The 18,754-nt window shown below is 61.2% G+C and carries 16 protein-coding genes; 6 read left to right on the top strand and 10 right to left on the bottom strand.

All coding sequences use genetic code 11. The annotated features are described in order from the left end of the window. Positions 1–133 precede the first annotated feature (133 nt). The 3 genes from typA (at position 134) to thrC (ending at position 4,449) form a co-directional block, all read left to right on the top strand. Positions 134–1,981: a translational GTPase TypA gene (gene typA / locus BO74_RS05620; RefSeq protein ID WP_496440685.1), complete on the top strand. Its 1,848-nt coding sequence runs from the start codon at positions 134–136 to the stop codon at positions 1,979–1,981. A gap of 200 nt (positions 1,982–2,181) precedes the next feature. Beyond that, a complete protein-coding gene (locus BO74_RS05615; protein ID WP_496440682.1) occupies positions 2,182–2,910 on the top strand; it encodes a GGDEF domain-containing protein in 729 nt (242 codons plus the stop codon). A gap of 93 nt (positions 2,911–3,003) precedes the next feature. Beyond that, positions 3,004–4,449: a threonine synthase gene (gene thrC, locus BO74_RS05610; RefSeq protein WP_496440680.1), complete on the top strand. Its 1,446-nt coding sequence runs from the start codon at positions 3,004–3,006 to the stop codon at positions 4,447–4,449. A gap of 70 nt (positions 4,450–4,519) precedes the next feature. Here the strand turns inward: thrC and BO74_RS05605 are convergent, their stop codons facing one another. The 7 genes from BO74_RS05605 to BO74_RS05575 form a co-directional block, all read right to left on the bottom strand. Then, positions 4,520–4,657, bottom strand: coding sequence for a hypothetical protein (locus BO74_RS05605; RefSeq protein WP_496440678.1), 138 nt, complete (start codon positions 4,655–4,657; stop codon positions 4,520–4,522). Positions 4,658–4,752: 95 nt separating this feature from the next. After that, positions 4,753–5,625 (bottom strand): carboxylating nicotinate-nucleotide diphosphorylase, encoded by an 873-nt coding sequence (gene nadC, locus BO74_RS05600; protein WP_496440676.1) that lies wholly within the window; start codon positions 5,623–5,625, stop codon positions 4,753–4,755. Between the two features lie 91 nt (positions 5,626–5,716). Next, positions 5,717–6,466 carry a UDP-2,3-diacylglucosamine diphosphatase gene (locus tag BO74_RS05595; protein WP_496440675.1) on the bottom strand — a complete coding sequence of 250 codons (750 nt, stop codon included), beginning with the start codon at positions 6,464–6,466 and terminating at the stop codon, positions 5,717–5,719. 24 nt (positions 6,467–6,490) lie between these two features. Beyond that, positions 6,491–6,982 (bottom strand): peptidylprolyl isomerase, encoded by a 492-nt coding sequence (locus tag BO74_RS05590; protein WP_496440673.1) that lies wholly within the window; start codon positions 6,980–6,982, stop codon positions 6,491–6,493. Positions 6,983–6,994: 12 nt separating this feature from the next. Next, positions 6,995–7,549, bottom strand: coding sequence for a peptidylprolyl isomerase (locus BO74_RS05585; RefSeq protein ID WP_496440671.1), 555 nt, complete (start codon positions 7,547–7,549; stop codon positions 6,995–6,997). Next, on the bottom strand, positions 7,549–8,793 hold the full coding sequence (locus BO74_RS05580; protein ID WP_496440669.1) for a L,D-transpeptidase family protein: 1,245 nt from the start codon (positions 8,791–8,793) through the stop codon (positions 7,549–7,551). The genes BO74_RS05585 and BO74_RS05580 overlap by 1 nt, the downstream gene beginning before the upstream one ends. Further along, complete coding sequence (locus BO74_RS05575) at positions 8,763–9,869, bottom strand: YybH family protein (RefSeq protein WP_496440668.1); 1,107 nt, start codon at positions 9,867–9,869, stop codon at positions 8,763–8,765. Before BO74_RS05575 ends, BO74_RS05580 begins: the two co-directional genes overlap by 31 nt. A gap of 119 nt (positions 9,870–9,988) precedes the next feature. Here BO74_RS05575 and cysS point away from each other — a divergent pair, with 119 nt between their 5' ends. Then, entirely contained in the window at positions 9,989–11,371 is a 1,383-nt protein-coding gene (gene cysS / locus BO74_RS05570) for a cysteine--tRNA ligase (protein WP_496440667.1), read from the top strand. 91 nt (positions 11,372–11,462) lie between these two features. On the opposite strand, the gene dnaJ is transcribed toward cysS, so the two are convergent. The 3 genes from dnaJ to grpE form a co-directional block, all read right to left on the bottom strand. Next, positions 11,463–12,602: a molecular chaperone DnaJ gene (gene dnaJ / locus BO74_RS05565; RefSeq protein ID WP_496440666.1), complete on the bottom strand. Its 1,140-nt coding sequence runs from the start codon at positions 12,600–12,602 to the stop codon at positions 11,463–11,465. A gap of 79 nt (positions 12,603–12,681) precedes the next feature. Beyond that, complete coding sequence (gene dnaK, locus BO74_RS05560; protein ID WP_496440665.1) at positions 12,682–14,637, bottom strand: molecular chaperone DnaK; 1,956 nt, start codon at positions 14,635–14,637, stop codon at positions 12,682–12,684. Between the two features lie 118 nt (positions 14,638–14,755). Further along, entirely contained in the window at positions 14,756–15,301 is a 546-nt protein-coding gene (grpE, locus tag BO74_RS05555; protein WP_496440664.1) for a nucleotide exchange factor GrpE, read from the bottom strand. A gap of 141 nt (positions 15,302–15,442) precedes the next feature. Here grpE and BO74_RS05550 point away from each other — a divergent pair, with 141 nt between their 5' ends. After that, positions 15,443–16,777 carry a protein kinase domain-containing protein gene (locus tag BO74_RS05550; RefSeq protein ID WP_496440662.1) on the top strand — a complete coding sequence of 445 codons (1,335 nt, stop codon included), beginning with the start codon at positions 15,443–15,445 and terminating at the stop codon, positions 16,775–16,777. 111 nt (positions 16,778–16,888) lie between these two features. Beyond that, the gene (gene recQ, locus BO74_RS05545) at positions 16,889–18,754 is read left to right on the top strand and encodes a DNA helicase RecQ (RefSeq protein WP_496440726.1); all 1,866 of its coding nucleotides are present in this window, start codon (positions 16,889–16,891) and stop codon (positions 18,752–18,754) included.

Raw genomic sequence — 18,754 nt, 5'->3', positions numbered from 1 at the left:
CGTTACACGGATGGATCTTTTGCAATGGGCTCCATTAGTTTCGGGAAAATCACGCTTTTTGCGCCTCGGGCCGGGCGCCGGGGTGCGTCGGGATGTGGTAGAATCCTGGCCTTTTTCAACGAGTTACCACTCCATGTCCCGTTCTGTCCGCAACATCGCCATCATTGCCCACGTCGACCACGGCAAGACCACCCTCGTCGACAAGCTGCTGCAGCAGGCCGGCACCTTCGCTGCGCACCAGCACGTCGCCGAACGGGTCATGGATTCGAATGACCTCGAAAAGGAACGTGGCATCACCATTCTCGCCAAGAACCTGGCAGTCGATTACGAAGGCGTGCATATCAACATCGTCGATACGCCGGGACACGCGGACTTCGGCGGCGAGGTCGAGCGGGTTCTGGGCATGGTCGATGGCGTGCTGCTGCTGGTCGATGCGGTGGAGGGGCCGATGCCGCAGACGCGCTTCGTGACCAAGAAGGCGCTGGCGCTGGGCTTGAAGCCGATCGTCGTGGTCAACAAGATCGACCGCGATGGCTCGCGTCCCGACTGGGTCGTCGATCACACCTTCGACCTGTTCGACAAGCTCGGCGCAACGGATGAGCAACTCGATTTTCCAGTGATCTACGCCTCAGCGATCAACGGTTACGCGACGACCGACCTGAAGAATCCCGGAGCCGATATGCGTCCGATGTTCGAGGCGATCCTGAAATACGTGCCGGCCCCCGAGGCGGACAATGTCGAAGGGCCGCTGCAGTTGCAGATCGCCGCGCTCGATTACTCCTCCTATGTCGGGCGCATCGGTATCGGCCGCATCCAGCGTGGCAAGCTGAAACCGGCGCAGCAGATCACGGTGATGTACGGGCAGCCCGATGCCGACGGAAAATTCGAACATGGCGCTCCCAAGAATGCCAAGGTGAATCAGGTTCTCGGTTTCCGTGGTCTTGAGCGCGTGCCGATGGAAGAGGCTGTCGCCGGCGACATCGTGCTGGTCACCGGCATCGAGGAACTGTCGATCGGCTGCACGATTACCGATACCGCGTCGCCCGAGGCGTTGCCGATGCTCAAGATCGACGAGCCGACGCTGAACATGACTTTCATGGTCAACCAGTCGCCGTATGCCGGCACCGAAGGCAAGTTCGTCACCAGTCGTCAGATCCGCGAGCGTCTGCACAAGGAGTTGCTGACCAACATGGCGCTGCGCGTCGAGGATACCTCCGATACCGATTCCTTCCTTGTTTCGGGGCGCGGCGAACTGCACCTGACGATTTTGCTGGAAACGATGCGTCGTGAAGGTTATGAACTGGCGGTCGGTCGGCCGAAGGTCATTTTCAAGACCATCGACGGCGAGCAGTGCGAGCCGTACGAAATGCTCACGCTCGACGTCGAGGAGTCGCACCAGGGCGGCGTCATGGAAGCGCTGGGTTATCGCAAGGGCGACCTGGTCGACATGGCCTCCGATGGGCGCGGGCGGGTCCGTCTCGAATACCGCGTGCCGGCGCGCGGGCTGATCGGCTTCCAGGGTGAGTTCATGAACCTGACCCGCGGTACCGGCCTGATGAGCCACGTCTTTGACGACTACGCCCCGGTCAAGGGCGACATCCCCGGTCGCCGCAACGGTGTGCTGATTTCGGCGGAACACGGCGAAGCCGTGGCCTACGCGCTGTGGAAACTGCAGGATCGCGGCCGCATGTTCGTGGTTCCCGGCGATCGCCTCTACGAAGGCATGGTCATCGGCATCCATTCGCGCGAGAACGACCTGGTTGTCAATCCGATCAAGGGCAAGCAGCTGACCAACGTTCGGGCATCCGGCACTGACGAGGCTGTGCGCCTGATAACGCCGGTTCAACTCACGCTCGAATCCGCCGTCGAATTCATCGACGACGATGAACTCGTCGAAATCACGCCGAAGAGCCTCCGTATTCGCAAGCGTTTCCTCTCCGAACACGAACGTCGTCGCGCCCAGCGCAGCGAAGGAAGCTAAGCGGTGAAGGTTCTGCATCCCGGCGGGAGCCGGGATGCTCTCCGCTGTTTGTCATGACGGCGTAACGGAAGTAAAATTCATAATATAAACATATAGATAGGGTGTTTTTCTAAAAAACACCTAAAGTATTTCCCGCGTTTTCCGATAACTCGTTCACTAATTTGAACCGGGTTTTCCGGGCCGTCGAAGAGCGGGGAAATATGAGTCGCAACTCCATGTCGTTGTTACAGTCGAACCGGCCGGCATCGCGCCGTCTGCATCGTCGTTCCGTTGTTTCGGTGGCGGGCCGTCCGTGTCCCGTCAGCCCCGACGCAGTGACGACCGCAGCACCGCAACGACTGGTCGGTCTGGCCGAGGAGGTCGTGCGCGAGGCAGGGATGCTGGAACTGCTGGCGGCGGAGATGCGTATTGCCGAACTGGAGGCCGCTCTGGAGGAAGCCAGAAGCGCGGCATTCACCGATCCCCTGACCGGCGCCCTGAACCGGCGCGGCTTCGAGCGGGCCTATGCCGCCGAGGTGGCTCGTGTTCGCCGTCGTGGCGGCCATCTGGCCTTGGTCATGATCGATCTCGACGATTTCAAAATGCTTAACGATTGCCACGGCCATCTCGCGGGTGACAGGGCGCTTGCGCATTTCGTCAGCGTGCTGCAGGCGACGATGCGCCCCTCTGACGTTCTATGCCGCTTCGGTGGTGAGGAATTCGTCATGCTGCTACCCGATACGACGGTCGCAGACGCGTGTACGGCGGTCAGGCGCTTCCTTGCTGCCTTCTCGTCACTGGCGATTCCCGAACTGGACCTGTCAATGACTTTCAGTGCCGGCGTAGTCGGCCACGATGGCTCGGAATCGCTGGATGATGCCCTTGAGCGGGCCGACGCGGCGACCTATGACGCCAAGCGGGCGGGAAAGGCCCGCGTTGTGGCAGGGTGATCCTGCCTCGGAGGGAATAGGGCGAGGGTGAGAGAAGGGGCGTGGTAAACTCGCGCACTCTTCTTTTCTGTCGTTAATCTCCATCGGTCCTCCATGCGCTACATATCCACACGGGGCGACGCTCGCCAGTCGCAGAAAAAGTCCTTCACCGAAATTCTCCTCGGGGGCCTGGCTCCCGATGGCGGGCTCTACCTGCCCGAAGAATATCCGCAAGTGACGCGTGCCGAACTCGATCAATGGCGCGGGTATTCGTATGCCGAGTTGGCGTTTGCCGTTCTCTCGAAATTCGTCGATGACATCCCGCCGGCGGACCTGAAGGTGCTGGTCGACAAGACGTACACCGCAGAGGTGTACTGCAACGGGCGCGATGCCGGAAAGGCGCAGGAGATCACCCCGGTGCGCTGGCTGGAGCCGGGCCTGGGGTTGCTTGAACTGTCGAACGGGCCGACGCTGGCCTTCAAGGACATGGCCATGCAACTACTCGGCAACCTGTTCGAGTATGTGCTGGAAAAGAAGGGCGAGGAGATCAACATCCTCGGCGCTACCTCCGGCGATACCGGTTCGGCGGCCGAGTACGCCATGCGCGGCAAGCACGGCGTACGCGTGTTCATGCTCTCTCCGCACGGGCGGATGAGTGCCTTCCAGCGCGCGCAGATGTACTCGCTGCAGGACGCGAACATCTTCAACATCGCCGTGCGCGGCATGTTCGACGACGCGCAGGATATCGTCAAGGCCGTCTCCAACGACCACGAATTCAAGGCGCGCTACAAGATCGGGGCGGTCAATTCGATCAACTGGGCGCGCGTCGCGGCGCAGGTGATCTACTACTTCAAGGGCTATTTCGCCGGCACGAAAACGAACGACGAGCAGATTGCCTTTTCCGTTCCCTCAGGCAATTTCGGCAACATCTGCGCCGGGCACATCGCACGCATGATGGGCCTGCCGATCGGTCGTCTGGTGCTGGCGACCAACGAAAACGACGTCCTCGACGAGTTCTTCCGTACCGGCATTTATCGTCCGCGCGGCACGGCCGATACCTGGACGACGAGCAGTCCGTCGATGGACATTTCCAAGGCGTCGAACTTCGAACGCTTCGTCTTCGATCTGGTCGGGCGCGATCCGGCTGTGGTGCGCGAACTGTGGAGCAAGGTCGATGCGGGCGGCAGTTTCGATCTTTCGGTTACGCCGTATTTCGCCGATCTGCCGAAATTCGGCTTCGTATCGGGCAAGAGCCTGCACGCCGACCGGCTGGCGACGATTCGTAATGCCTACGAGAACTACGGCGTGATGATCGACACGCATACCGCCGATGGCTTGAAGGTGGCGCTCGAACATCGCGCCAAGGATATGCCGACGCTGGTGCTGGAAACGGCGTTGCCAGCCAAGTTCGAGGAAACGATCGTCGAGGCGCTGGGGCTGCGGCCGGAGCGTCCGGCTGCGATGGTGGGGATCGAGGATCTGCCGCAACGTGTCGAGGTCATCGACGTCGACGTCGAGGCCGTCAAGGGGATCATCACGTTGAATGTGGAAAAACAGTAATTCGCGCCTGTTACTGCGACTGAGCGAAAAATGCAAAGGGCACCGTGAAGGTGCCCTTTGCATGTGCGGGTCAGAGATAAATGACCGCCGGGAACACCAGAACCGCCAGCACCAGAATGAGCCACTCCAAGTTGTGGCGGGCGAGAAAACCGGTGAAGTGCAGGACAAGAATGCTGATTGCTACCACGTAGAACAGCGCGAACAGCATGGCGTAACCTTTCTTTTTCTGAAGAGCGGCCGGAAATGCCTGTGACAGGAGGATTATAGAGACTCCCCGCCGATTCCGTCAGTGTTCCGGCATATTTACCCCTGGAAACGCATCGACAGATCCAGCGCACGCACGTCCTTGGTCAGGCTGCCGACCGAAATCCGGTCAACGCCGGTTTCGGCGATCGAACGTACCGTTTCGAGGGTGACGTTGCCCGAGGCTTCGAGGATGGCGTTTCCGGCAGCGATGCTAACGGCTTCGCGCATTTGGTCCAGCGTCATGTTGTCGAGCAGGACCATCTTCGCGCCGGCGTCGAGTGCTTGCTGCAACTCGTCGAGATTCTCGACTTCGACCTGGATGAACTTGCAGTGCCCGGAGCGTTTCGCCACGTCCTGGGCCGCGGCTACGGCGGCGGAGATGCTGCCGGCGGCGAGGATATGGTTTTCCTTGACGAGGATGGCGTCGTAGAGGCCGATCCGGTGGTTCCCGCCGCCGCCGCACAGTACGGCGTATTTCTGGGCAAGACGCAGCCCCGGCAGGGTCTTGCGCGTATCGACGACCTGCGCCCGGGTGCCGGCGACGGCGTCAGCGTACTGTCGGGCCTTGGTCGCGACACCGGAGAGCATTTGCAGGAAGTTCAGCGCCGTGCGCTCGCCGGTTAGCAACGATCGCGCCGGGCCTTCAAGTTGGCAAACGACCTGGTTGGGAGCGAGACGTTCGCCGTCCCTGGCTTGCCAGGCAAGGGTGATCGAAGCGTCCAGCTTCTTGAAACAGCGCTCGAACCATGCCGCTCCGCACAAGACGGCATTCTCCCGGGATACGACGTTGGCCCGGGTAATGACGCCGGCGGGGACGAGTTGCGCGGTGAGGTCGCCGCTGTTGACGTCTTCGGTCAGTGCAACCGAGACGTTGCGGTCGATTTCGGCGTCGGTCAGGTAGTCCGGGTAGTGCAGGTCGAGCGTAGTCATGGGCTGAGAGGCGTAAGGTTGGGGGATGGATGCGAGATTCTACCATCGCCTCTCAGCGGCGCTGGTGCGCCACTTCGCGTTGCTGTGAAGCCTAATGGAGTTCGCGCCGCGACAGTCGGTCGCCGTCGAGCAGGAGGTATTCGCCGTAGCCATCGTGCCAGTCGGCGAGTACCCAGCGTTCCACATGCACGCCGTCGACGATGTGGTCGTGCCGGGCCGGTCGGTGCGTGTGCCCGTGAATCAGTGTGGCGTAATTGTTCTGGCGCAGAAGATCGTCAGTGGCGGCCGGCGAGACATCCATCGCCTGCATCGCTTTGCCGCGTTTCGATGCTTCGCTCTGCTCGCGCAGAGCGCTGGCTATCGCCTTCCGTTCTCTCAGTGGTCGGGCAAGGAAGGTCGCCTGCCATTCCGGCGAGCGAACCTGGGTGCGGAAGGCCTGGTAGGCGCTGTCATCGGTGCAAAGTAGGTCGCCGTGGCTCAGCACCAGCGGTCGTGAAGGTAGCGAGACCAGGCAGGGGTCGGGAAGAAGTTCGGCCCCGGCTTTCTCGGCAAACTCGTGGCCAAGCAGGAAATCGCGGTTGCCGCGCATGACAGATACACGCGTACCGCTCTTCGAGAGCGTCCTTAGTGCCGCAACGATTTCTCCTGCGAAATGGCTGTCCGGGGCATCGGGGTCATCGGGCGCCTCGATGGCATCGTCGCCCGGCCAGGCTTCGAAGAGGTCGCCAAGGATGAAAATCCACTTGGCCTGGCGCGCTTCACCCGCGAGGTAGTCGAGGAAGATGCGGGTGATGTCCGGCGCGCCGGGCGAGAGGTGCAGGTCCGAAAGGAAATGGAGCACGGTGCGTTCGGACCTGCGCAGCGATCAGCAGATTTCTGCGCGCTGGATGATCACGTCTTCCTTCGGAACGTCCTGATGGAAGCCGGCATTGCCGGTCTTGACGCCCTTGATCTTGTCGACCACGTCGGTGCCTTCGACAACCTTGCCGAAAACGCAGTAGCCCCAGCCGTTGCCGTTGGGCATCTTGAAGTTCAGGAACTCGTTGTCGGCGACGTTGATGAAGAACTGGGCGGTCGCCGAGTGCGGGTCTCCCGTCCGGGCCATGGCGATAGTGTAGGCGTCGTTCTTCAGGCCGTTGTCGGCCTCGTTCTTGATCGGCGCCTTGCAGGGCTTCTGCTTCATTCCCGGCTCGAAGCCGCCGCCCTGAATCATGAAGCCTTCGATGACGCGGTGGAAAATCGTGTTGTCGTAGTGGCCGGCTTCAACGTAGTCGATGAAGTTCTTCGCGGTTTCCGGGGCCTTTTCGGCGTCGAGTTCGAGGGCGATGACGCCGAAATTGGTGTGCAGCTTGATCATGAGGTTTCCTTGCTATTTGTCGGAGAGGACTTTGACGGACTGGATGACGACCGGTTCCACCGGTACGTTCTGGTGCATGCCGCGGTTGCCGGTCGGCACCTTGGCGATCTTGTCGACGACATCGAGGCCCTGGGTGACCTTGCCGAAGACGGCGTAGCCCCAGCCATCGTGACCGGGGTAGTCGAGGCTGTTGTTGTCCTTGTGGTTGATGAAAAATTGAGCCGTGGCCGAATGCGGATCGGGGCGGCGGGCCATGGCGATGGTGCCGCGCTGGTTCTTCAAGCCGTTCTTTGCCTCGTTCTGGATCGGCTTGCCGGTCTTTTTCTCGTCCATGCCGGCAGTGAACCCACCGCCCTGGATCATGAAGCCTTCGATGACGCGGTGGAAGATCGTGCCGTCGTAGTGGCCTTCCTTGGCGTACTTGAGGAAATTGTCGACCGTCCCGGGCGCTTTTTCCGCATTCAGTTCAATGACCATCCGGCCAAGGCTGGTCTGCATTTCGACGCTTGGCGCCGCGGTGACGGTGGCGGAGATCGCCAGGGCGGCGACGGCGAAGAGTGATTTCATCAGGCACTTCCTTCGAAAATGATCTTCCAGTTCCCGTCCTCGCGGATCCAGTACTGGCGTTTCTTCATCTGGTTGTTCAGGTTGTTGCTCCGGTAGTCCTGCTCGAACGTGACGACGATCACTTCGTCCTTGCCGGGGTCACGGAACATCGAGACATTCGAGAGCTTGACCTTGATCCAGTCCTTGCCGGCGCCGACCTGGCGCTTCTGCTGGGCGAACTGCTCGAGCGTCTGTTTCCCCGTCGAAAAATTCCGGGAGTAATGCCTCAGGTACCGGTTGGTATCGCCGCTTTCCCAGTCGGACCGCCATGCCTCGATCGTCTTGTTGAGTGCAGCACGCTCATTCCGCCAGTCATCGAGCGACAGCCACTCGATCGAGTTGCTGATGATGACGGGGGTGAGTCCGATCTGCAGATTCTTCGCCAACGCATCGAGGTCCGCGTTGGCGAGAACGACGCAGCCATCCGACGCCTTGGGAGGCCGGGAATAGGTGTCCGGCGGCGTGCCGTGCAGCCAGATCCCGTGCCCGTTGCGTCCCAGACGCTTGTCCCATTCATTGGGATAGTTGATCGGGAAGGCGCCGGTGCCGTAGAAAACGCCGACTTTCTTCGGATCGATGCTCGATGTGACGTGATAAACGCCAACGGGGGTTTTCTTGTCACCCTCGCGCTGCTTTTCTGCGCCGAGTTTGCCCTGGGTGATGTAATAGTCCGCGACGAAGCGCGGGCGGCCGCCGGCGCTCGTGTCGTTCTGGTACAGGTAAAGGCGCGACTTTTGTGTGTCGACCACGATGGCATGCTTCTGATCGGGGCGCATCTGCAGGAGATAGCGAGGGACATGGTCGTTCGCCGCCGGGCGGTCGCGATTGGCATTCAGTCGGGCGACGATCTCTTCGCGCAGATCACTGAGCGATTGCTGCGGTGCGTTCTGCGCATTGCCGAACGTCGCCAGTGGCATGCTGCGGGCCAGCAGCAAGTCCCCCTTGATCAAATGCGCGAGACGGAAATTCGGGTATTGGCGCAGCAAGACCTCGGTGTGCGCCAACGCGTTGTCCAGACGGTTGTTCTCGATTTCGTCGAGAACCTTGAACAACTGGGCCTCCGGGCCCGAATCCGAATAGGTGACTGGCGGCGTGCGGCTGTTCGACAGCGCCGACGCCAGCGGCGCAGGAAGGCAGGCAGCGACGAGCGTCAGTGCTATGGCCGTTCGCTGAATCAACCCACGCGTTCCTGCTGGATCAGCCATTTGTTGTTACCCGACCGGACAAACACCAGCGTCTTGCCGGTCGACGACTTGAGGGATGCGGATGTGTAATTCTGGTGAAAGCGCACGGTTGCAGTATTGCCTGAGATCGTGACCTTGATGTTCTCCACATCGACCTGCAGTTTTCCCGGCTTGTCGATTCGCTGCCGGCGTTCTGCTTCCCAGTCCTTGCGCGACATTCCTCTGGGGGGCTGGAAATCCTTGGCGTAGAAGGACAAGTAGGTCTTGACGTCCTTGCGCGACCAGGCGTTGGCCCAATTCTCCACAACCTTCGCGATCTCGTCTTCAATGGCCGCGGATTGCGCCCCGGAATCGACGGTCTTCGTTTCGGCAGGCTTTGCGGGCGCTGCTTGCAGCGGTTTTTCGTCAGGTTTGTTCACCGTTGCCACGGGGGCGACTACGGCCGCTGTCGGGGGCGGTGCTGTCGTTTCATTTTTAGTGGCAGGTGCCGGGGGGGAGGTGGGTGCGACCGGTTTTTTCGGTTCGCCTTCGGCCTTCGGGGTGGCCGCGGCTGATTTTGCAGCGGGCGCCACGCTGATCAGATCCTTGATCATCGACAGCTTGTCCTGGGTCGCCTTGTTCGACGAGTCGAGTTGCAAGGCCTTGTCGTAAGCCTGGCTGGCCAGCTTGGCATAGACATCGCCGAGGTTCTCATGCGCGATCGCGTAGCTCGGGTGGGTGCGAATCGCCATCTCAAGCGCCGTACGCGCCTTGTCGTACTGCTTCTGCTGTGCGTAGAGCACGGCGAGGTTGTTGTACGGCTCGGGGAGTTCCGGGAAGTCTTCGGACAACCGGGTGAATACCGTGATCGCCTCGGCGGTTCGTCCCATTTCAGTGAGGATCAGCCCCTTCAGAAAGCGGCCCTGGGCGTCTTTCGGCTTGCTGGCGATATAAGCGTCGACTTTTTCGAGCGCCTGCGGAGTCTGCCCCTGTTTCATCAGGCGCTGGACATCGGGGAGCGTTTGTGCGCCCGCAAGACTGATCGAAAGGGACAGCCCGACACCGACGACGTAGGCTGAAAGGCGCGCCAGCAAAGGCTTCTGGAAGATCGAGGGCATCGCTATGCTATACTTTTCGCGTTGATAAAAACCCGCTGATTCTATCAAGAAGCGGCATCGAAACCAAAACATTCCTTCGTCCTCCGCGCCGCGGCGGAGCTTCTTTTGCGAGCCAGAAAATGCTGAAAATCTACAACACCTTGTCCCGGGAAAAACAGGAGTTCGTCCCGATCGAACCCGGCAAGGTCCGCATGTACGTGTGCGGGATGACCGTCTATGACTATTGCCACCTGGGACATGCCCGCGTGCTGGTCATCTTCGACATGGTCCAGCGCTGGCTGCGTGCCAGTGGTTTCGATGTCACCTACGTGCGTAACATCACCGACATCGACGACAAGATCATCAAGCGTGCGCTGGAAAACAATGAGACGATCGGCGAGCTGACCAACCGCTTCATCAGCTTCATGGACGAAGACTCGGCGGCGCTGGGCGTGGAAAAGCCCGATTTCGAGCCGCGCGCGACCGAGTACGTGCCGCAGATGCTCAACCTGATCGGCCAGCTCGAAAAGAACGGTCTGGCGTACAAGGCCGACGACGGCGACGTCAATTTCTCGGTGCGAAAATTTCCCGGCTACGGCAAGTTGTCCGGCAAGTCGCTTGATGACCTGCGCGCCGGCGAGCGGGTCGATGTCGATCAGGCCAAGCAGGACCCGCTCGATTTCGTGCTGTGGAAGCATGCCAAGGAAGGCGAGCCGTTCTGGGAGTCTCCGTGGGGCAACGGGCGGCCGGGCTGGCATATCGAGTGCTCGGCGATGAGTTCGGATCTTCTCGGCAGGCAGTTCGACATCCACGGCGGCGGTCAGGATCTGCAGTTCCCGCATCACGAGAACGAGATCGCCCAGTCCGAAGGTGCGCATAAGTGCCAGTTCGTCAATTACTGGATGCACAACGGCTTCGTGCGTGTCGATGACGAAAAGATGTCCAAGTCGCTCGGTAATTTCTTCACCATCCGCGAGGTACTGAAGAAATACGATGCCGAGGTCGTTCGCTTCTTCATCCTGCGTGCGCACTACCGAAGCCCGCTCAACTATTCCGACAAGCATCTCGACGATGCGCGTCAGGCCTTGTCGCGGCTGTATACGGCGCTGAAGGCCGTTGAGGCCGCGGATGTGTCAGTCGATTGGAACGAGCCGCACGCGATTCGTTTCCGCGAGGCGATGAACGACGATTTCAACACGCCGGAGGCTTGCGCGGTGCTGTTCGATCTGGCCGCCGAAGTGAATCGCACCAAATCACCGGCACTGGCCGGGCAGTTGCGAGCGTTGGGCGGCTTGATGGGGTTGCTCAAGCGCAGCCCGCAGGAATTCCTGCAGGCGACACCGGCGGGCGAGGGGGATTCGGAAGCGTATTCGGTCGAAGCGATCGAAGCCCTGATCGCTGCGCGGGTTGCTGCCAAGAAAGCGAAGAATTTCCAGGAGGCGGACCGTATCCGCAGCGAACTGACTGCGGCGGGGATCGTGCTGGAGGATGGTTCACAGGGAACGACCTGGCGTCGGGCTTAGTCTCGGGCTTGGCTTTTTTCCTGCTTCAAAAAAAGAGGCCTGACGGGTTGCCCCGTCAGGCCTCTTTGCTGAAAACGACGAATGTCCGTGTTCAGCCGGCGAAGAACTCCTTGACCTTGTCCATCCACGACTTGGCGCGCGGGTTGTGGCGTTCGGCGTCAACACTGCTGGATTCTTCCAGTTCGCGGAGCAGTTCCTTCTGACGGTCGGTCAGGTTGACCGGCGTCTCGACGACGACGTGGCAGAGCAGGTCGCCGTGCGCGTGGCTGCGAACACCCTTGATGCCTTTGCCGCGCAGGCGGAAAACCTTGCCCGACTGGGTTTCTCCCGGAATCTTCAGATTGGCGGCACCGTCGAGCGTGGGAATCTCGATTTCTCCTCCGAGCGCTGCGGTCGTGAAGCTGATCGGCATTTCGCAGTGCAGGTCGTTGCCGTCACGCTGGAAGACAGCGTGCTGCTTCAGGTGAATCTGGACGTACAGGTCGCCGGACGGGCCGCCATTGACGCCATGCTCCCCTTCGCCCGACAACCGGATGCGATCGCCCTCGTCGACGCCGGCGGGGATCTTTACTGCCAGCGTCTTGTGCTGCTTGACGCGGCCGGCGCCATGGCAGCTGCCGCAGGGGTCGGCGATGAACTTGCCGGTGCCGTGGCACTTCGGGCAGGTTTGCTGAATCGAGAAGAAACCCTGTTGCAACCGTACCTGACCGCTGCCCTGGCAGGTTGGACAGGTTTTCGGCTGGGTGCCAGCCTTGGCGCCGCTGCCCTTGCACGAGTCGCAAACCTCCATGGTCGGGATGCGGATCTTGGTTTCCGTCCCGAAGGCAGCCTGTTCCAGGGTGATTTCGAGGTTGTAGCGGAGGTCGGCGCCGCGATAAACGTTTGAACGTCCGCCGCGGGCACCACCGCCACCGCCGAAAATCTCGTCGAAGATCCCGCCAAAGGCATCGGAAAAGCCGCCCGCGCCGCCGAAGCCGCCAAAACCGCCGCCCATGCCGGCCTGCGGATCGACGCCGGCGTGACCGTACTGGTCGTACGCGGCGCGCTTCTGCCCGTCGGAAAGGATTTCGTAGGCTTCCTTGGCTTCCTTGAAGTGTTCCTCAGCCTTGGGGTTGTCCGGATTGCGGTCCGGGTGGTACTTCATGGCCAGCTTGCGGTAGGCCTTCTTTATTTCATCGTCGGATGCGTCACGGTTGACGCCGAGAACGTCATAAAAATCGCGTTTAGCCATGGGGTGGAATGCCGGGTGAGGTAAAGCAAATGGGCGAGGGCGCGATTATACGCTCCTCGCCCGCGACGACTGGCAAGGCTTACTTCTTGTCCTTGACTTCAGTGTACTCGGCATCCACGACGTCGCTGTCGTCCTTCTTGGCGCCACCGGCCGCTCCGGCTTCAGCACCGCCGGCTTCAGCACCGCCGGCGTCACCCGCCGCACCCGCTTCGGCCTGCTGCTTGGCATACATCTTCTCGCCGAGCTTCTGGGCGGCCGTACCGAGGGCTTCGCTCTTCTGCTTGATCTCGTCGATGTCGTTGCCGCGGATCGAATCCTCGGCTTCCTTGATCGCCGCTTCGATCTTGCCTTTTTCCTCGTCCGAGAGTTCCTTGCCGTACTCGTTCAGCGACTTCTTGACCATGTGGATCATGGTGTCGCACTGGTTGCGGGCATCGGCCAGTTCGTGCGCCTTCTTGTCGTCCTCGGCATGGGCCTCGGCGTCCTGCACCATCTGCTGGATTTCCTCCTCGGAGAGACCGGAGTTGGCCTTGATGGTGATCTTGTTTTCCTTTCCGGTGGCCTTGTCTTTGGCAGAAACGTGCAGGATGCCGTTGGCGTCGATGTCGAAGGTGACTTCGATCTGCGGCATGCCGCGCGGGGCCGGCGGAATGTCGGACAGGTTGAACTGGCCAAGGCTCTTGTTGCCGGTGGCCATTTCACGCTCGCCTTGCAGCACGTGGATGGTCACGGCCGACTGGTTGTCCTCGGCGGTCGAGAAGACCTGCGAGGCTTTGGTCGGGATCGTGGTGTTCTTCTTGATCAGCTTGGTCATCACGCTGCCCAGCGTTTCGATGCCGAGCGACAGCGGGGTGACGTCGAGCAGCAGCACGTCCTTGACTTCACCCTGCAGCACGCCGCCCTGGATCGCCGCGCCGACAGCCACGGCTTCATCGGGGTTGACGTCCTTGCGTGGATCCTGTCCGAAGAACTCCTTGACCTTTTCCTGCACCTTGGGCATCCGGCTCTGGCCGCCGACCAGGATGACATCGTCGATGTCGCCGATCTTGCAGCCGGCGTCCTTGAGCGCGGTGCGGCACGGCTCAATGGTGCGCTCGACCAGTTCGTCGACCAGCGACTCGAACTTGGCGCGGGTGATCTTCAGCGCCAGGTGCTTCGGGCCGGAGGCGTCGGCGGTGATGTACGGCAGGTTGATTTCGGTCTGCTGGCTCGAGGAGAGTTCGATCTTGGCCTTTTCCGCCGCGTCCTTCAGGCGCTGCAGGGCCAGCACGTCCTTCTTCAGGTCGACGCCGGATTCCTTCTTGAACTCTTCGATGATGTAGTCGATCAGGCGCTGGTCGAAGTCTTCGCCGCCGAGAAAGGTATCGCCGTTGGTCGACAGCACTTCGAACTGGTGCTCGCCATCGATTTCGGCGATTTCGATGATCGAAATGTCGAAGGTGCCACCGCCGAGGTCATACACGGCGATTTTCTTGTCGCCCTGTTTCTTGTCCATGCCGAAGGCGAGGGCAGCGGCGGTCGGCTCGTTGATGATGCGCTTGACTTCCAGGCCGGCGATGCGGCCGGCGTCCTTGGTGGCCTGACGCTGGCTGTCGTTGAAGTAGGCAGGGACGGTGATGACGGCTTCGGTGACTTCCTCGCCGAGATAGTCTTCGGCGGTCTTCTTCATCTTGCGCAGGACTTCGGCGGAAACCTGCGGCGGGGCGATCTTGTTGCCGCGCGCCTCGACCCAGGCGTCACCGTTGTCGGCCTTGAGGATCTTGAAGGGCATCAGCGAGATGTCCTTCTGCACTTCCTTCTCTTCAAAGCGGCGGCCGATCAGGCGCTTGACGGCGAATAGCGTGTTCTGTGGGTTGGTGACTGCCTGGCGCTTGGCCGGGGCGCCGCAGAGGATTTCGCCGTCGTTGGTGTAGGCGACGATCGACGGGGTGGTACGTGCGCCTTCCGAGTTTTCGATGACCTTCGGCTTGCCGCCTTCCATGATGGCGACGCAGGAGTTGGTTGTGCCGAGGTCGATGCCGATGATTTTGCCCATTTCAGTTCCTTTCAGTTGAGGAATCGGGGGTGAGATGTGACGAGCTTCGTTCGCCCACCACCGAATTCCCCGCTATTAATCGGTAGTTGTCGTCTATTTGGGGGTATGGGGAGGGTTTTCAAGCCTTCGGTTTGGCCACGATCACCAGCGCGGGGCGCAGGACCCGGTCGGCGATGAGGTAGCCTTTTTGCAGCACGGTGACGACCGTGTTGGCCTCCTGTTCGGACTCGATCATGCTGATCGCCTGATGGAAGTTCGGGTTGAACGGCTCGCCGGCAGGGTTGATCTCCTTCAATGCCGATTTCTCGAACGCGGCCACCAGTTGCTTGAGGGTCAGTTCGGTACCGGACCTCAGGCTCTCGATGCTCGGGTTTTCGGCCGCCAGCCCGGCTTCCAGGCTGTCCTTGACCGCGATCAGTTCGCCGGCGAAACGCTCGATGGCAAACTTCGATGCCTTGGCGATGTCGTCCTGCGCGCGGCGGCGGACGTTCTCGGTTTCGGCCTTGGCGCGCAGCCAGGCGTCGTGATGTTCGGCGACCTTCAGTTCTGCCTGGCGAAGCATTTCTTCGAGGCTCGGCGTGCTATCGACCGCCGGGGTTTCTGCGTTTTCAGCCGGACTGTTCGCGGCTGGTTGAGGGTTCGTATCTTTTTCAAGCTCTTGCATGGTTGGCTATCTCCCGAAAAACTTCGCCTAGCTTGGGGCGGTGTTCGGGTTTTCAAGTGCTTTTTTAACTGTCGGTTTTTTTTGCGTGGGTTATCCTTTCGCGTCTCGGTTGTTTGAGTGGCCTTAACTATCGGTTGCGGCATGGAAAAGATCGGCAAGTACGAAACCATTCGTGTATTGGGCAAAGGTGCGACGGCGGTCGTCTACCTGGCGCGCGATCCGGACAGCGGACGCGAGGTCGCGGTCAAGCTGATCCGCTTTGGCGGCGATAACGCCGTGATGTCGCGGCGCTTGCGCAAGCTGTTCCAGATTGAAGGGGCGGTCGGACGACGTCTCGATCACCCGAACATCGTCAAGATCTACGACGCGGTCGTTGAAGACGATCAGGCCTACATCGTCATGGAGTATGTCGAAGGCAAGGTGCTGGACCAGTTTTGCGCGATCAACCGCCTGTTGCCGATGCACCGGGCCATCGGGATCATCTTCAAGTGCTGCCTGGCGCTCGACCATGCGTTCCGCCAGGGGGTGGTGCATCGTGACATCAAGCCGGCGAACATCCTGATCGACGCCGAGGACAACCCGAAGATCACCGATTTCGGCCTCGCGCTGAACCTGCACAAGGACATGAACCGTGATTCGACGTTCATCATGGGCGTCGGCTCGCCGGCCTACATGTCGCCGGAGCAGGTCAAAAACTATCCGCTCAACCAGAAGACGGACCTTTACTCGCTCGGCGTCGTGCTTTTTCAGCTGCTCACCGGACGGTTGCCTTTCCGGGCGGCGAATCACGGTGCGTTGATCTACAAGATCGTCAACATGGACACGCCGTCGGTGTGCGATCTCAATCCGAATCTCCCCGCCGGTCTCGATCCGATCCTGAAGAAGGCGCTGGAAAAGGATCTGTACAACCGTTACCGCAACGGCGCCGAGTTCGCCAAGGATCTGTCGACGGTGCGTTACCAGATCTATGACGAGAACGACACGCAGCAGGATGACCGGCATTTCGAGATGTTGCGGCAGATGGAATTTTTCAAGGACTTCGAAGAAATCGAACTGTGGGAAGTCTTGCGGATCAGCGTCTGGCGCGAGGTGGCCGAGAAAGTCGCACTGATCCGTGAGGGGGACAGCAACCGCATCTTCGGATTCATCGTGACAGGGTTCGTGGAAGTTTCCATCGAGGGCAAGTCCCTCTGCCGGCTCGGCGCCGGGGAAGTGGTTGGCGAAATGGCCTACCTGCATCCAAGCGATAACAAGCGCGCGGCTTCGGTGGTGACGCTGGAGCCGACCCTGTTCCTGGAGATCAACAGCGCGGCGCTCGACCTTGCTTCGGAGGAGCTTCTCGAGCGCTTTCGCAGTACGCTCCTGGCCACGGTGCTCGAACGTCTGCGTGTTGCCGACAAGGCCTTGGCCAAAGCCGGACTTCCGGCCGTGCAGGGGCGCGGCCTGGCGTGCGATCTGGAGCTTGCTCCGCCGTAAGCCTGTCCGGCCTCGTGTCGTGCAGGGGCCTGCCGTGATTCGGGGGCAATGTTCGGCACAGCAACGGAATTGGTTTACCATCGCGCGTTTTCGCTCGCCTGTCCGGTTTTCGTGGAAACCCTCGCTCCCGTTTCGCCCGCCGAAATACTTCACTCCGTTTTTGGTTATTCCGCCTTTCGTGGTGCGCAGGCGGAGATCGTTGCGCATCTGACCGGCGGCGGCGACGCGCTGGTGCTGATGCCGACCGGCGGCGGCAAGAGCCTGTGCTACCAGATTCCGGCCATCGCCAGGCATCGCGCCGGGCACGGTGTGGCGGTGGTAGTCAGCCCGCTGATCGCCCTGATGCACGACCAGGTCGGCGCGCTGGAAGAAGCCGGCGTGCATGCCGCCTTCCTCAATTCGAGCCTGACCTTCGATGAGGTGCAGCGCATCGAGCGTGAAATGATGAGCGGCCGTCTGGTCATGCTGTACGTGGCGCCGGAACGGCTGACGACGCCGCGCATGCTGGCGCAACTCGATTCGCTGCAGGAGCGCGGGCTGCTCAGCCTGTTCGCCATCGACGAGGCGCATTGCGTCAGTCAATGGGGGCACGATTTCCGCGAGGACTATCTGGCGCTCAATGTCCTGCACGAGCGTTACCCCGGCGTGCCGCGCATCGCCCTGACGGCGACGGCCGACGCCTTGACGCGCATCGACATCATCGAACGCCTGAGTCTGGACGAAGCCCGGGTCTTCGTCAGCAGCTTCGACCGGCCGAACATCCGCTACATGGTCGTGGAAAAGAGCGACGCGCGCCGGCAACTGCTGCGTTTCCTTCGCGAGGAGCATGCGGGTGATGCCGGCATCGTCTATTGCCTGTCGCGGAAAAAGGTCGAGGAGACGGCGGCCTGGCTGGCCGCCGAGGGAATTCCGGCGTTGCCTTACCACGCCGGGATGGCGGCGGAGTCGCGGCGTGAAAATCAGGATCGCTTCCTGCGCGAGGAGGGGATCGTGATGGTCGCGACGATCGCTTTCGGCATGGGCATCGACAAGCCCGATGTGCGCTTCGTCGCACATCTCGACCTGCCGAAGAACATCGAAAGCTATTACCAGGAAACCGGCCGGGCCGGACGCGACGGTCTGCCGGCGGACGCCTGGATGGCCTACGGGCTGGCCGACGTGGTCAATCAGCGCCGGATGATCGACGAGAGCCCGGCCGAGGAGGCGTTCAAGCGCAGCCAGCGCGGCAAGCTCGACGCCTTGCTGGCCTTGGCCGAGGCGCACGATTGCCGGCGGGTGCGGCTGCTCGGCTACTTTGGCGAGGAAAGCGCGCCGTGCGTCGCCGAGCAGAATGTCTGCGACAACTGCCTGCATCCGCCGGAGACCTGGGACGCCACCGAAGCGGCGCGCAAGGCGCTGTCCTGCGTTTATCGCTTCCATCAGGGCGGCGGACAGCGTTTCGGCGTTGTTCATCTGATCGATGTGCTGCGCGGCAAGCGGACCGACAAGGTGGCGCAATACGGGCACGACCGCTTGAGTACCTTCGGCGTTGGCGCGGATCTGGCCGAAGCGCAATGGCGTGCCGTCCTGCGCCAGTTGATCGCGCTCGGGCATTTGCGCGTCGAGGGCGAGTTCAGCACGCTGGAACTGACCGAGAGTGCGCGGCCGGTTTTGCGCGGCGAAGTCTCCCTGCGCCTGCGCCATGCGGCCAAGCCGCCCGCCAAGGCGGGACGTGGCGCATCACTCACCCGGCGCAAGGCGAATACGCTCTCGATGGACGACGAGGAGCTGGCGCGCTTCGAGGCGCTCAAGGCCTGGAGGGCTGGAATCGCCCGCGAGCACAATTTGCCCGCCTACGTCGTCTTCCACGACGCGACCCTGGCTGAAATGGCTCGGGAAATGCCCGATTCGCTCGATTCGCTGGCTGAAATCGGTGGCGTTGGCGCGAAAAAGCTGGAAGCCTACGGGCGCGAGATCCTGAGGGTGCTGAACAACTGA

Source organism: Propionivibrio pelophilus DSM 12018, from assembly GCF_059569095.1.
Note: the sequence above shows the minus strand (reverse complement) of the source record. Positions and strands in the feature narration are given on the sequence as shown.